The organism is Paenarthrobacter sp. NPDC090517 (genome assembly GCF_044769165.1).
Lineage (GTDB): Bacteria > Actinomycetota > Actinomycetes > Actinomycetales > Micrococcaceae > Arthrobacter.
This window is the reverse complement of sequence record NZ_JBIVXN010000003.1, coordinates 232794-245612: the sequence shown is the minus strand read 5'-3', so window position 1 is coordinate 245612 and position 12819 is coordinate 232794. Positions and strand designations below refer to the sequence as shown.

The following is a 12819-nucleotide window of genomic DNA, read 5'->3' as shown; positions in this document are numbered from 1 at the left end:
ACAACAAACAAGTTGCCTTGTTCTGGTGGGCGATACTGGGATCGAACCAGTGACCTCTTCCGTGTCAGGGAAGCGCGCTACCGCTGCGCCAATCGCCCGTTACCGGGTCCTACAAAAAGGAGAGCGGACGACGAGATTCGAACTCGCGACATCCACCTTGGCAAGGTGGTGCTCTACCAGCTGAGCTACGTCCGCACATGCTGTCTGCCGGGCTGATGCCTGGCCTTCAACAACAAACAAGTTGCCTTGTTCTGGTGGGCGATACTGGGATCGAACCAGTGACCTCTTCCGTGTCAGGGAAGCGCGCTACCGCTGCGCCAATCGCCCATGCATCCAGCCAACAGCTGGAAGACATGGTTTTCACCGAGGTGGGTACGGGATTCGAACCCGTGTATACGGCTTTGCAGGCCGCTGCCTCGCCTCTCGGCCAACCCACCGTGTAAGCAGGATTCCGGGGAATTCTTGCCTTGACAGTGCCTTGCGAGCGGACGACGAGATTCGAACTCGCGACATCCACCTTGGCAAGGTGGTGCTCTACCAGCTGAGCTACGTCCGCAGTGTCGTTTCGGCGGGCAGCCCTGCAGGCATTCCGTCGCTTTCCGACGAGTAAAAACTCTATAGGAGGTTCCTGCAAACTCCAAATCGGTAGCCTGCTTTTGAACCTGAAGGTCGCTGGATCCTTGTACTTACGCGGTTTGGGGCGAGTTTCAAGGCTGTAATTCCATGGATGTAGTTAGTTCCTTTGTGGTGGGGGTTCGCGCGTTTTGCATTCCGGCCATGGTCCGTTAGTGTTTTCTTTGCACCCGGGCGATTGGCGCAGTGGTAGCGCGCTTCGTTCACACCGAAGAGGTCACTGGTTCGAACCCAGTATCGCCCACCACCTGTATGCAATGGTTAAACCCCGTTTGGACTGATTTGAGTCAGTTCGGACGGGGTTTTTCTTTGCAGCAGGTTCGTTTGGCGGATTGCGGGTTTCTGCGTCACGAACTGTGTGGACACGACACACATCAGCATGCGCGAACAAGACGAGCCGGAACTGCTTCCGGCCAAGGCCACTGTCTCAACGGAACCTGCCACGCCGTTCGCGGATCTCGCGCTGACCGCCCCGATCCTCGCCGGCAAGCTCGCCAGGCTGCCTCCCGAGCAACTGGCGCTGATCTTCCCGCGGATGAATTCTGTCGGCCCTCTATGACACAGTCTTTGTATGACTGCTCCACTGCTTGCCCACGCTACTGACTACGGCCGGATGTACGCCCGCTCCACAACTGAGCAATTTTCCGTGCCCTCCATTACTACGGTGATAGGGCAACAGGCGCACGCCCTGGACGGGTGGTTCAGTTATATGGGGGCGAGCAGCCTGGCGGCGGATCCTGAGCTTCCCTCGATTCTCGGGAGCCCGGCTAAAATCCGCCAGGCAATCAACAAAGCTTCCAAAGCCGCGGAGGTTTACCGGGATGCGGCGGCCGCACGCGGTGACCGCGTCCACACCTACTGCGAACAGGTAGCTTTGCGGGCGATGGGGCGGCCGCACCGGATGCAGGAATGCAGGGACGACCTCGCTGCCCACGGCGAACAGGCCTTTGCTGCCCGTTTTGACGAATGGTGGGAGCTCTACCGGGTGGAGCCGCTGGCACCGGAGATCACTGTGTGGAACAAGACAGTGGGTTATGCCGGGACGCTGGACCTCGTGGCCCGGATCAACGGTCGCATCTGCCTGATTGACTACAAAACCAAGGGCACCACCAGGGACGGGACAGTCAAGGCCCTGGATGACAAAGTGGTCATGCAACTCGCGGCCGGGATGAAGGCCGAGGAAAGCCTGGTGGATCCTGTTGCGGGTGAATGGGAGCCGTGGAAATACGGAGACAACCCCATGCTGCTGGCGGTGGCCATCGGTGAGACCGAAGTCAGGCCGCAGCGGGCCAACCCGGACATCCTCAAGCATCATTGGTGGAAGTTCTGTGCCCTTCGGCGGGTGTGGGAGATGTCAGCGGACGTTGTCGCTGCAGGGCAGCCATTGCTGCCTGTTGCTCCGCCGGTCTTTGCCTCAGCTGGAGCGGCACCGTCACCTGCCTAGTCCTCAACTAAACTGGCTTAGGCTCCGCAACAACCGGAACCTGGTTTGACGATCGTGAGGACTGACAGCAGATGGCAATTTTGAGTATCCGAATCATCGGGGACCCGGTGCTGCGCACCGTAGCTGACCCCGTCACCGATTTTGGTCCGGAGCTCGCCAAGCTGGTAGCTGACATGACGGAAACCATGGAAGACGTAGAAGGTGCAGGCCTAGCTGCGCCGCAGGTGGGCGTCAGCCAGCGCGTGTTTACCTATCGCATCGGGGGAGTGGAAGGCCACATCATCAACCCGGTCCTGGAAAACAGTGAGGACTTCCAACCGGACGAGGTAGAGGGTTGCCTTTCCATTCCCGGCCTCGGCTTCCCTGTGCGTCGCTTCCGGGCCACCCGGGCAACCGGTGTGGACCTGAACGGCAATCCGGTCTCGGTGGAGGCTGAAGGCATGCTCGCCCGCTGTTTCCAACACGAAACAGATCACCTTGATGGTGTCCTGTACACCGACAGGCTGGAAGGCGATGACCGTAAGGCCGCCCTCCGGGCCATCCGAAACGCCAACTACCACGCGATCACTGAGCAAACCACGTCCAAGCGCGCCAATTCCGTCGGGTCCAGCTTTGGGGGCGGAAGCTTCGGGGTGCCCGAGTGAGGGTACTCTTCGCCGGAACGCCGGCTGTGGCAGTGCCGTCGTTGGACGCGCTGGTCAAGGCAGGCTTCAACATCGTTGCGGTTCTCACCCGGCCGGATGCGCCCGTGGGCCGGAAACGTATCCTGACTCCATCGCCCGTGGCTGCCCGGGCGATGGAACTCGGTATTGAGGTCATTCGCGCTGCAAAGGTCGACGCCGACACGACGGCCAGAATCGCGGAGTTCGCTCCCGACGTCGCCGCCATCGTTGCCTACGGCGGCATCGTTCCTAAAGCTGCCTTGGGTGTCCCCAGGCACGGCTGGGTCAATCTGCACTTCTCCCTGCTTCCGGCATGGCGCGGCGCTGCCCCCGTGCAGCGTTCCATCATCGCGGGTGACGATGTCACCGGGGCGGCTACTTTCCAACTTGAAGAGGGCCTCGATACCGGGCCGGTGTTCGGGACACTGACTGAAACAGTTCGTCCGGAAGATACTGCGGGCGATCTTCTCGAACGACTGTCCATCAGCGGCGCGGTTCTGCTGAGCCAGACTCTTTCCGTTATTGACGCGGGTCAGGCCGCTCCGCAGCCTCAAAACGGAGTGATCTCCCTTGCCCCCAAACTGACTCTCGACGATGGACGCTTGGACTGGCAGCAGCCGGCCCTTGCTTTGAACCGCCGTGCGCGCGGAGTTACTCCTGAACCCGGAGCGTGGACAACCTTGGAAGGCCAGAGGGTCAAACTTGAACCTGTAGCTCTCCGTCCCGAGATCAAGGACCTTCCTCCGGGAAGCATCCGGGTGGAGGGCAAATCGGTTCTGGTGGGTACAGGTTCGCATGCAGTGGAGCTTGGCCGGATCCAACCGGCTGGTAAGAAAATGATGTCGTCGGCCGATTGGGCCCGCGGCTTGGCGACACCTGAAAGAGTGGTATTCGAATGAGCGAGTCCGGCCGCCGAGGCCCCAACAACAGCGGGAGCCGGGACGGCGGCGGGGCGGGAAACCGTGACTCGCAGGGCAACCGTGGAGCCCGTGGCGAGAGTAAGCGCAACGCCCAGGGCCGGGAGCGAAACAGGGGACCGCAGAGGGGCTTCACGAATAACGCTCCGTCGCAGCGTACGCGCCGCGCGGATCCAGCCCGACTAGTGGCTTTTGAAGTACTCCGCGCAGTTGCCTCCGAAGATGCCTACGCAAACCTCGTGCTTCCGGCGCGCATCAGGGAACACCGCCTGGACCGTCGGGATGCCGGCTTTGCCACTGAATTGAGCTATGGGGCTTTGCGTGGCCAAGGTACCTACGATGCCATTCTGGCCCGTTGCGTGGACCGCCCCTTGGAGCAATTGGATCCTGCAATCCTGGATGCCCTGCGAATCGGTGCCCACCAGCTGCTCTCCATGCGCGTTCCCGCCCATGCCGCGCTGGACCAGACTGTCGGCCTGGCACGCGCGGTTATCGGTGCCGGTCCGTCGGCCCTTATCAATGCAGTACTTCGCAAGGTCACGGCCCACAGCATGGCCGAGTGGCTTGAGATCCTGCTGGATGACGAATCCGACGAAACCAAAATCGCGGCCTTGCGCCATGCACACCCTGAATGGATTGTCCGGGCACTTCGCCAATCATTGGTGAACCATGGTCGACCCAAAAACGAAATCGACGCCCTCCTGGAGGCAGATAACGCCGCGCCGGTGGTCAACTTGGTGGCCTTGCCAGGACTGGGAAACCTCGACGAGGCTTTTGACAATGGAGCCACCGCCGGTGAGCTGGTGGAAGATTCAGCTCTCTCCGCTGGCGGTGACCTGGGCCGTTTCGAATCGGTCCGGCGCGGAACAACGCGTGTTCAGGACGTCGGATCACAGCTTGTGGCTCGGGCTTTGGCCGGAGTCGAGCTGGGGGAGTCGCCTGCACAGGGTGAGCGGTGGCTGGACTTGTGCGCCGGCCCCGGGGGTAAGGCGGCTCTTTTGGCTGCCCTGGCCTACCGCGACGGCGCAACTCTCCTGGCCAACGAGCCTGCCCCGCACCGGGCCAAGCTTGTTCAGCAAGCGCTCTCGGCTGTTCCCAACGAGGCTTGGACAGTGCGGACCGGCGACGGCCGTGACGTGGGTGCGGAGCAGCCCGGGACTTTTGACCGTGTGCTCGTCGACGTGCCTTGCAGTGGTCTTGGGGCACTGCGACGGCGGCCCGAATCGCGGTGGCGTCGCTCTCCCAAGGACATCGGAGACTTGGGTCCGCTGCAGCGTGACTTGCTGAAGTCCGCGCTTGACGCCGTCAGGCCTGGTGGCGTCGTAGCTTACGTGACGTGTTCGCCACATCCGGCCGAAACCACAGCTGTTGTTACTGATGTGTTGGCCAAGCGTGGGGACCTTGAACTCCTCGACGCCGGACAAGCGTTGGACGATGTCAGCCTCACCGGCAGCCTCGGCGCTGGTCACGAGCTCACTGCCCAGTTGTGGCCGCACGTGCACCAGACGGATGCCATGTTCATGGCGATCATCCGCAAGAAGCCGTAGCTACCAACCTTTAGACCATCAGCGAGCTTTCGACTATCACCCATTAGAGGGGGCTGCCTTGTCTCAGTGCTGTATCAACCCGAGCATCCTTTCAGCGGATTTCGTCAACCTTGAGGCGGAACTCCAGCGGATCAGCAATGCGGATGCCGTCCACGTGGACGTTATGGACAACCATTTCGTGCCCAACCTGACGCTTGGACTGCCCGTGGTGCAGAGAATTCAAGCGGTCAGTCCGGTGCCGCTGGATGCGCATTTGATGATTTCCGACGCCGACCGCTGGGCACCTGCCTACGCGGATGCCGGTGTCGCTTCGGTGACATTCCATGCCGAGGCAGCCATGGCGCCCGTAAAACTGGCTCGCGAGTTACGCGCCCGCGGGTCCAAGGCAGGCATGGCCCTTCGCCCCGCCACGCCCGTGGAGCCCTACCTGGACATGCTGAGCGAGCTGGACATGTTGCTGATCATGACGGTGGAGCCCGGATTCGGGGGACAGCCATTCTTGGACATCACTTTGCCCAAGATCCGTCGTGCCCGGGCGGCAATCGAAGGCTCGGGCATCGGCGTTGCCATCCAGGTGGATGGCGGCATCACTGAGGAGACCATTGTCCGGGCTGCCGAGGCAGGCGCCAACGTGTTCGTTGCGGGCTCGGCTGTCTATGGGCATCAGGACCCTGCAGAAGCGATCGACCGTCTCCGCGCTGCGGGCCAGGCTGCTTCCGCGACGAAAGCCTGACGACCGTCACCACATGTTACGAAGATGGCCAGGGAATAGCCCGGACATCTTGGTAGTTGTGGCAGAATAACAACACACATACGTGCTCCGGGGTCGGTGTAAGTCCGAACCGGCGGTTATAGTCCGCGACCCGCGAGCCATTGGATTCTCAAGAAATTGGGCGTTCGGTGGCGGACGGTTGAACTGGTGAAATTCCGGTACCGACAGTTAAAGTCTGGATGGGAGAAGCACGTACAGTCATGCCTTGGGCGTTCCTTTTGCGAACGCCCGGCGTTGCGCTGTCGTACACCCCCGGAGTCATCGCGGCTTACTGGGAAGGAACGGCATGGACTTTCTGCGATGGCTCTTCGAAGCACAGATCCCCGTTGGAGGATCTGCTCTTGTCTTACGCGAAGTGCTTGGAAACATCTTTGGGCTCCTCAGCGCCCTCGGCGGTATGCGCCGCAAAGTCTGGGCTTGGCCAATCGGCATTGTCGGTAACCTCCTCCTGCTCACAGTCTTCCTGGGCAACGTCTTCGGCGCAGCAGCCCCGGCCACGTTGTGGGGGCAGGCTGCACGCCAAATCATGTTCATCGCCGTCGCCATCTATGGCTGGTATCGGTGGCAGCAGGGCCGGCAATCAAGCACCCAAGGCCGCGCCATCGTCCCCGGTTGGGCCAGCAATAAGGTCCGCATTGCCCTGATTGGTGCGATGGTGGCGGGCACGGCAGCACTGACGCCCTTGTTCGATGCCCTTGGCTCCTACCCGCCCGTTTGGGCCGATGCTTGGACCTTCATGGGATCCCTGCTGGCAACCTATGGCATGGCACGCGGGTGGACGGAATTCTGGCTGATCTGGGTGGCCGTCGACATCGTGGGTGTGCCGCTGCTTTTCAGCGCCGGGTATTACGCCAGCGCGGTCATGTACTTGTTCTATGGCTTCTTCACCCTCACCGGGTTCTTCGTTTGGTGGCGGGCAGAAAAGCGTGAACGTGCCGTCCGTGATGCCAAACCGGCAGTTGCCGTAAGTGCGGGAGCCGTACAGTGAGCGCCGGAAAAGCGCCTTACACCGATGCTGAACGTGCGGCCATGGATGCCGCTTTGATGGCGGCCCTGGCAGGTCCCCGGGGAGCCAATCCGTTGGTCGGGGCCGTTATCCTCAGTCCTGAGGGCGAGCAGCTGGCAACGGGTTACCACCGAGGGGCCGGAACGGCCCATGCTGAAGCCGACGCGATTTCCGAAGCCCGCGGGAAAGACATCGACATCGTGGGAGCCACCATGGTGGTCACCCTGGAGCCCTGCAACCATGTGGGTCGCACCGGGCCTTGCGCCCAAGCCATCATTGCCGCGGGAATCGCGAAGGTGATCTACGCCGTCGACGATCCCCATGACCCCGCCGCGGGCGGAGCGCGTACGCTCACGGCCGCCGGTGTTGAGGTCAGCTCCGGGCTGGAAGACGAAAAGGCGCTGGACCTGAACCGTGACTGGTTCGACGCCGTTGCGGCCAAGCGTCCGTTCGTCACCTTGCATATCGCGCAGACCCTGGACAGCCGCATCGCCGCGGTGGACGGCACCAGCCAGTGGATCTCGTGTCCGGAGTCGCTGGCCGACAACCACGGACTGCGCGGACTCATTGACGCGATCCTGGTGGGCACCGGAACAGTGCTGATCGACAACCCGCGGCTCACGGCCCGAACCCCGGACGGCGAACTTTCACCTCATCAGCCAATACGAGCGGTCATGGGCCTGCGGGACGTCCCCCAAGACGCTGCGGTCCGCGGAACTGATGGGCGTTTCGTCCACCTGCCCACGCGGGATCCGGCGGAAGCCTTGGGCCTGCTGTTCCAGCAGGGGGTCCGCCATCTCATGGTGGAAGGCGGCTCTTCGATTCTGAGCACGTTCCTCGCCGCAGACCTTGTGGACGAACTGATCGTGTATCTGGCTCCGACGCTGCTGGGATCCGGAACTCCGGCACTGAACGACCTCGGTATTACAACGCTGGCCGACGCCCAGCACTGGTCTTGGGACGAGGCCGGCGGTGGCGCTGTGCGCATCCTCGGCAATGACCTTCGGCTCCATCTGCGGTCCCCACGAGGGGCCGCCAGCACTATCAAGAATTCGGTTCCGCAGAAGACTTTGGCTTCACACAGTGAAGCTGCGGAATATGTCACGGGAGGACACTGATGTTTACGGGAATCGTTGCTGAGCAGGGCACTGTGCTGGGCATTGAGCACGACGGCGATACCAGCGCAACGTTGAGGCTGAAAGCGCGCACCACCGCGGAGGGATTGCCATTGGGCGGTTCCATCGCCGTCAACGGAGTTTGCCTGACAGCCACCCGGATCGACGGACAGGACTTCAGCGTGGATGTCATGGGGGAGACCCTGGTCCGGACGACCATCGGAGAGCTGGCAGCCGGAGATGCCGTGAACCTTGAGCGTTGCGTTCCTGCTGGCGGGCGCTTGGATGGCCATGTCGTCCAAGGCCATGTGGACGGTGTGGGTGAACTGCTGGAACGCGAGCCGCTGGGAAACTGGGACCGGCTGCGGTTCGGAGTTCCAGCCCCGCTGGCACGGTACATCGCCGAAAAAGGTTCCATCGCCGTCGACGGTGTCTCGCTGACCGTGACCGCCGTCAGTCCCGCCGCCGAAACGGCGCCGTGGTTTGAAGTGGGACTAATACCCACCACCTTGGAAGAAACGGGCTTGGGGGCCAAAACGGTGGGAGGCCGTGTGAACCTTGAGGTTGACGTGCTGGCCAAGTACACCGAACGCTTGCTGTCCTTCGCACCTGTCCAGGGAGGCGCAAAATGAGCGCCCCCGCCAAGACAACTCCCGCAGGCGCACGACGTACCGGACTCGATCCTGTTGAATCGGCCATCGCGGCGATGGCCGCGGGCCACGCCGTGATCGTGGTGGACAACGAAGACCGGGAGAATGAAGGCGACATCATCTTCGCTGCCGAGCATGCCACTCCCGCCCTCATGGGCTGGACCATCCGGTATTCATCCGGCGTCATCTGTGTTCCGTTGGACGGAGAACGTGCGGACGCCCTGATCCTGCCGCCGATGGTGGAGATCAACGAGGACGCCAAAGGAACCGCGTATACCGTTTCCTGCGACGCCGCAATCGGAGTAAGCACCGGAATTTCAGCCACGGACCGCGCATTGACGGCCCGGATCCTTGCAGATCCGAGCAGCACTCCGGCATCGATCACCCGACCCGGGCATATTTTCCCGTTGCGGGCAGTTAACGGGGGAGTGCGTGAACGTCCAGGTCACACGGAAGCTGCCGTGGACCTGTGTCGTCTTGCCGGGCTGGCTCCGGTGGGTGTGATCGCAGAATTGGTACATGACGACGGTGAAATGATGCGGCTGGACAGCCTGCGAGACTTTGCCGCTGAACATGGGTGCCCCCTCATCTCCATTGAGGACCTGGTGTCATATGTTGAGGCGGTAGAGTCCCAGACGGCACATGTTTCACAGGAGGACGAGGAGAAGCGATGACCGCATCGACCACACGCAGCAGTGACCACACCGGCCCCGGGCCGCACCCCGTCAGCGGTGGGCCGATTGTGCAGTTACCTACGGCTTTTGGTGACTTTGTGGCACAGGCGTGGACGGACCTTGAGACCGGTCACGAGCACCTTGCCGTGAGTTCCCCCAACCCGCCCGCGGGTGGCAGGGCGCCTTTGGTACGGCTGCATTCCGAGTGCCTGACCGGCGACGTGTTCGGATCCTATCGCTGTGACTGCGGAGAGCAGTTGGCTTTTGCCCTTGAGCTCATCCATGCAGAGGGCGGTACCTTGCTCTACCTGCGCGGCCAGGAGGGGCGCGGCATTGGGCTGGCCAACAAGATCAAGGCTTATGCACTGCAGGAAGCCGGATTCGACACCGTAGAGGCCAACGAACAGCTGGGCCTGCCGGTGGACGCACGTTCCTACACTGCCGCGGGACAGATCCTGGCGGAGATGGGACTCCATGAGGTCAGGCTGCTGAGCAACAACCCCGACAAGCAAAACCGCCTTGCCCAGGCTGGAGTAACGGTTGTGGAGATGGTTCCTACCGAGGTTCCATCCCGCGAGCAAAACCTCCGTTACCTGCAGACCAAGAAGGACCGGATGGATCACCGGCTGGCACTCGAAGTCGAGCCCGTCAGCAATGTCAAGACACCGGCCCACCCCTTTGACAACCAAGACTGAACGGATTCATCACGAATATGAGCGGCCACGGCGCACCCACTATTGACCTCACCACCCTCAACCCCGAGGAAACCTCCCAGTTGAAGCTCGCCATTGTGGCGGCAAGCTGGCACACCCAAATCATGGACGGACTGGTTGACGGCGCCCTGCGCGCAGCCAAGGAAGCCGGCATCGCCGAGCCCACGCTGCTGCGGGTTCCGGGCAGCTTCGAGCTCCCCGTTGCTGCGGCCAGGCTCGCGCCGCACTTTGACGCAGTCGTAGCACTTGGCGTGGTTATCCGCGGTGGAACGCCGCACTTCGATTACGTCTGCCAAGCCGCGACGTCGGGACTCACCGACGTCAGTGTCCGCACCGGCGTACCGGTCGGGTTCGGCGTCCTCACCTGTGACACCGAGCAGCAGGGCATCGACCGTGCAGGCCTTCCCGGTTCCAAGGAGGACAAGGGCCACGAAGCAGTGACCGCTGCCTTGGCCACGGCTGTGACACTCAAGCAGTTCAGCTAGAAGCATTGGCTCGAGGGGGATGTGGGTGTGTCTTCACTCACATCCCCTTCGTCATGCAACGCCCCAACAAGCGGTGGTCGCCCCCGAGCAAGTAGTCTGGAGGGCGTGAAGAATTTCGAGACGCTGTTCGCAGAACTGAGTGAGAAAGCAGCGACCCGCCCGGCAGGTTCGCGCACGGTTGCCGAACTGGACTCCGGAATCCATGGCATCGGGAAAAAGGTGGTCGAAGAGGCCGCCGAAGTCTGGATGGCCGCGGAGTACGAATCGGACGAAGCCGCTGCCGAGGAAATCTCCCAGTTGCTCTACCACCTGCAGGTCCTCATGCTCGCCAAGGGCCTCAGCCTGGAGGACGTTTACAAGCATCTCTAGCCACGCCACTCCGCCTGCCTGTTGCGGAGCCCCCTGCGTGGCCAAGGTGCCTGAAAACCTCCATTCCAAAAAGAAAGTCTCCCAATGCTCCGTGTAGCAGTCCCAAACAAGGGATCCCTGTCCGAAGCCGCCTCGGCAATGTTGTCCGAGGCCGGTTACCGCCAGCGCCGCGACACCCGCGAACTGGTCATGGTTGATCCCGACAATGACATTGAGTTCTTCTTCCTTCGTCCCCGCGACATCGCGGTCTACGTAGGGCAGGGAACCCTGGACGTCGGCATCACTGGCCGAGACCTCTTGCTTGACGCCAAGGTGGAAGCCGAAGAACTGCTTCCCCTGGGCTTCGCTCCGTCCACTTTCCGGTTTGCCGGTCCCGTAGGCGACTTCACCGGCGTCGAGCAGCTTGAAGGCAAGCGCCTCGCCACCAGCTACGACGGACTGCTGCGCGACTACCTCGCCGAGCGCGGCGTCAATGCAACGGTGGTCCGCTTGGACGGAGCCGTGGAATCTTCGGTGCGTCTGGGCGTAGCCGATGCGATCGCGGATGTCGTTGAAACAGGTAACACCCTCAAAGCTGCCGGCATGGAGATCTTTGGCGATCCGATCCTGAAATCCGAGGCCGTGTTGATTCGACGTTCCGGTTCGGGCGGCGCTGCCAATGGAACAGCCAAGGAAATCGACATCCTCATCCGCCGCCTGCAGGGCGTCCTTGTGGCCCGCCAGTACGTGCTGATGGATTACGACATCCGCAAAGACCTGGTGGAAGACGCAGCAGCACTGACACCGGGACTTGAGTCACCCACCGTTTCGCCGCTTCGCGATTCCGAGTGGGTTGCCGTGCGGTCCATGGTTCCCAAGAAGGAAACCAACCGCATCATGGACGAACTTTACGACCTCGGCGCACGCGCCATCCTGGTCAGCAGCATCCACGCCTGCCGTATTTGAGCCGCGTAACAACAGCTGAGCACAAAGAACTGAGGAGCAGCACATGGCTGTAGCCGTACGCGTCATACCCTGCCTGGACGTCGACGCCGGCCGCGTCGTTAAGGGCGTCAACTTTGAAGGACTTCGCGACGCCGGGGACCCGGTGGAACTCGCACACCGATACGACAATGGCGGGGCCGACGAACTCACCTTCCTTGACGTCACTGCGTCGTCCGGCAACCGCGAAACAACGTTCGACGTCGTCCGCCGCACCGCAGAGGAAGTGTTCATTCCCCTGACCGTGGGCGGAGGCGTCCGTGGTGTCGCGGAGGTGGACAAGCTCCTGCGCTTTGGTGCGGACAAGGCGTCCATCAACACCGCTGCCGTTGCCCGGCCCGACGTCATCGACGAAATCACCCGCCACTTCGGTTCACAGGTATTGGTGCTCTCCGTGGATGCGCGCCGAACCCGCGAAGGCGACGAACCGACGTCGTCCGGTTTCGAAGTGACCACCCACGGTGGCCGCACCGGTACCGGAATCGACGCCATTGCCTGGGCCAAGGAAGCGGCCGACCGGGGCGTGGGGGAAATCCTCCTGAACTCGATCGACGCGGACGGCACCAAAGATGGCTTCGATCTTGAACTGATTCGCTTGGTCCGCGCCGCAGTGAATATCCCCATCATTGCTTCGGGCGGTGCTGGAGTGCCTGCCCATTTCCCGCCTGCGGTTGAGGCAGGCGCTGACGCCGTCCTTGCGGCGTCCGTGTTCCACTTTGGCCCGGACGACATGATTGCCCAGGTTAAGGCCGCGATTCGCGACGCCGGGTTCGAAGTCCGGTAGCTTCCGAGCGTAAACAGCAATGGAGAGTCACCTTGAAGGCGACTCTCCATTATTGGTTTAAGACAAT

The 12819-nt window shown here is 62.0% G+C and carries 15 protein-coding genes, 6 tRNA genes and 1 riboswitch; of the genes, 16 read left to right on the top strand and 5 right to left on the bottom strand.

What is annotated here, in order from left to right:
- Nucleotides 1–23: 23 nt before the first annotated feature.
- From ACIQTW_RS12770 to ACIQTW_RS12750, 5 genes are all read right to left on the bottom strand, one after another.
- Nucleotides 24–98, bottom strand: a tRNA-Val gene (locus ACIQTW_RS12770).
- 24 nt (nt 99–122) lie between these two features.
- A tRNA-Gly gene (locus tag ACIQTW_RS12765) sits at nt 123–195 on the bottom strand.
- Between the two features lie 57 nt (nt 196–252).
- A tRNA-Val gene (locus ACIQTW_RS12760) sits at nt 253–327 on the bottom strand.
- A 39-nt stretch (nt 328–366) separates the two neighbouring features.
- Nucleotides 367–437: transfer RNA gene (locus tag ACIQTW_RS12755), tRNA-Cys, on the bottom strand.
- Between the two features lie 46 nt (nt 438–483).
- Nucleotides 484–556 (bottom strand) — tRNA-Gly (locus tag ACIQTW_RS12750).
- Between the two features lie 249 nt (nt 557–805).
- Here ACIQTW_RS12750 and ACIQTW_RS12745 point away from each other — a divergent pair.
- The 16 genes from ACIQTW_RS12745 to hisF all read left to right on the top strand — a co-directional run bounded on the left by ACIQTW_RS12745 (nt 806) and on the right by hisF (nt 12752).
- Nucleotides 806–880: transfer RNA gene (locus ACIQTW_RS12745), tRNA-Val, on the top strand.
- A 132-nt stretch (nt 881–1012) separates the two neighbouring features.
- On the top strand, nt 1013–1192 hold the full coding sequence (locus ACIQTW_RS12740; protein WP_402937276.1) for a hypothetical protein: 180 nt from the start codon (nt 1013–1015) through the stop codon (nt 1190–1192).
- A 12-nt stretch (nt 1193–1204) separates the two neighbouring features.
- Nucleotides 1205–2077: a cytochrome gene (locus ACIQTW_RS12735; RefSeq protein ID WP_402937274.1), complete on the top strand. Its 873-nt coding sequence runs from the start codon at nt 1205–1207 to the stop codon at nt 2075–2077.
- A 71-nt stretch (nt 2078–2148) separates the two neighbouring features.
- Nucleotides 2149–2721, top strand: coding sequence for a peptide deformylase (def, locus tag ACIQTW_RS12730; RefSeq protein ID WP_402937272.1), 573 nt, complete (start codon nt 2149–2151; stop codon nt 2719–2721).
- On the top strand, nt 2718–3638 hold the full coding sequence (fmt, locus tag ACIQTW_RS12725; RefSeq protein WP_402937271.1) for a methionyl-tRNA formyltransferase: 921 nt from the start codon (nt 2718–2720) through the stop codon (nt 3636–3638). The genes def and fmt overlap by 4 nt, the downstream gene beginning before the upstream one ends.
- On the top strand, nt 3635–5203 hold the full coding sequence (locus tag ACIQTW_RS12720) for an RsmB/NOP family class I SAM-dependent RNA methyltransferase (RefSeq protein WP_402937269.1): 1569 nt from the start codon (nt 3635–3637) through the stop codon (nt 5201–5203). The genes fmt and ACIQTW_RS12720 overlap by 4 nt, the downstream gene beginning before the upstream one ends.
- A 58-nt stretch (nt 5204–5261) precedes the next feature.
- Nucleotides 5262–5936: a ribulose-phosphate 3-epimerase gene (gene rpe, locus ACIQTW_RS12715; protein WP_309076037.1), complete on the top strand. Its 675-nt coding sequence runs from the start codon at nt 5262–5264 to the stop codon at nt 5934–5936.
- 78 nt (nt 5937–6014) lie between these two features.
- A riboswitch (FMN riboswitch) is annotated at nt 6015–6171 on the top strand.
- Between the two features lie 90 nt (nt 6172–6261).
- Nucleotides 6262–6963, top strand: a complete 702-nt coding sequence (gene pnuC, locus ACIQTW_RS12710) for a nicotinamide riboside transporter PnuC (RefSeq protein ID WP_402937267.1) — start codon at nt 6262–6264, stop codon at nt 6961–6963.
- 41 nt (nt 6964–7004) lie between these two features.
- Complete coding sequence (ribD, locus tag ACIQTW_RS12705; RefSeq protein ID WP_402937578.1) at nt 7005–8099, top strand: bifunctional diaminohydroxyphosphoribosylaminopyrimidine deaminase/5-amino-6-(5-phosphoribosylamino)uracil reductase RibD; 1095 nt, start codon at nt 7005–7007, stop codon at nt 8097–8099.
- Entirely contained in the window at nt 8099–8728 is a 630-nt protein-coding gene (locus ACIQTW_RS12700) for a riboflavin synthase (RefSeq protein WP_402937265.1), read from the top strand. The genes ribD and ACIQTW_RS12700 overlap by 1 nt, the downstream gene beginning before the upstream one ends.
- The gene (gene ribB / locus ACIQTW_RS12695) at nt 8725–9420 is read left to right on the top strand and encodes a 3,4-dihydroxy-2-butanone-4-phosphate synthase (RefSeq protein WP_402937263.1); all 696 of its coding nucleotides are present in this window, start codon (nt 8725–8727) and stop codon (nt 9418–9420) included. Before ACIQTW_RS12700 ends, ribB begins: the two co-directional genes overlap by 4 nt.
- The gene (ribA, locus tag ACIQTW_RS12690) at nt 9417–10115 is read left to right on the top strand and encodes a GTP cyclohydrolase II (protein WP_402937261.1); all 699 of its coding nucleotides are present in this window, start codon (nt 9417–9419) and stop codon (nt 10113–10115) included. The genes ribB and ribA overlap by 4 nt, the downstream gene beginning before the upstream one ends.
- A 17-nt stretch (nt 10116–10132) precedes the next feature.
- Nucleotides 10133–10618, top strand: coding sequence for a 6,7-dimethyl-8-ribityllumazine synthase (gene ribH / locus ACIQTW_RS12685; protein ID WP_014921429.1), 486 nt, complete (start codon nt 10133–10135; stop codon nt 10616–10618).
- Between the two features lie 105 nt (nt 10619–10723).
- Entirely contained in the window at nt 10724–10987 is a 264-nt protein-coding gene (locus ACIQTW_RS12680) for a phosphoribosyl-ATP diphosphatase (protein WP_018778638.1), read from the top strand.
- An 84-nt stretch (nt 10988–11071) separates the two neighbouring features.
- Nucleotides 11072–11932 carry an ATP phosphoribosyltransferase gene (hisG, locus tag ACIQTW_RS12675; RefSeq protein ID WP_402937259.1) on the top strand — a complete coding sequence of 287 codons (861 nt, stop codon included), beginning with the start codon at nt 11072–11074 and terminating at the stop codon, nt 11930–11932.
- Nucleotides 11933–11975: 43 nt separating this feature from the next.
- Nucleotides 11976–12752: an imidazole glycerol phosphate synthase subunit HisF gene (gene hisF / locus ACIQTW_RS12670; protein WP_402937257.1), complete on the top strand. Its 777-nt coding sequence runs from the start codon at nt 11976–11978 to the stop codon at nt 12750–12752.
- The last annotated feature ends 67 nt before the right edge of the window (nt 12753–12819 follow it).

What these genes read in the sequence shown, in the direction of transcription:
- pnuC (WP_402937267.1), top strand. Translation starts at nt 6,262, where the DNA reads ATGGACTTTCTGCGATGGCTCTTCGAAGCACAGATCCCCGTTGGAGGA.
- ribD (WP_402937578.1), top strand. Translation starts at nt 7,005, where the DNA reads ATGGATGCCGCTTTGATGGCGGCCCTGGCAGGTCCCCGGGGAGCCAAT.
- def (WP_402937272.1), top strand. Translation starts at nt 2,149, where the DNA reads ATGGCAATTTTGAGTATCCGAATCATCGGGGACCCGGTGCTGCGCACC.
- ACIQTW_RS12700 (WP_402937265.1), top strand. Translation starts at nt 8,099, where the DNA reads ATGTTTACGGGAATCGTTGCTGAGCAGGGCACTGTGCTGGGCATTGAG.
- ribB (WP_402937263.1), top strand. Translation starts at nt 8,725, where the DNA reads ATGAGCGCCCCCGCCAAGACAACTCCCGCAGGCGCACGACGTACCGGA.
- ACIQTW_RS12720 (WP_402937269.1), top strand. Translation starts at nt 3,635, where the DNA reads ATGAGCGAGTCCGGCCGCCGAGGCCCCAACAACAGCGGGAGCCGGGAC.
- ACIQTW_RS12735 (WP_402937274.1), top strand. Translation starts at nt 1,205, where the DNA reads ATGACTGCTCCACTGCTTGCCCACGCTACTGACTACGGCCGGATGTAC.
- hisG (WP_402937259.1), top strand. Translation starts at nt 11,072, where the DNA reads ATGCTCCGTGTAGCAGTCCCAAACAAGGGATCCCTGTCCGAAGCCGCC.
- ACIQTW_RS12740 (WP_402937276.1), top strand. Translation starts at nt 1,013, where the DNA reads ATGCGCGAACAAGACGAGCCGGAACTGCTTCCGGCCAAGGCCACTGTC.
- hisF (WP_402937257.1), top strand. Translation starts at nt 11,976, where the DNA reads ATGGCTGTAGCCGTACGCGTCATACCCTGCCTGGACGTCGACGCCGGC.
- ribA (WP_402937261.1), top strand. Translation starts at nt 9,417, where the DNA reads ATGACCGCATCGACCACACGCAGCAGTGACCACACCGGCCCCGGGCCG.
- ribH (WP_014921429.1), top strand. Translation starts at nt 10,133, where the DNA reads ATGAGCGGCCACGGCGCACCCACTATTGACCTCACCACCCTCAACCCC.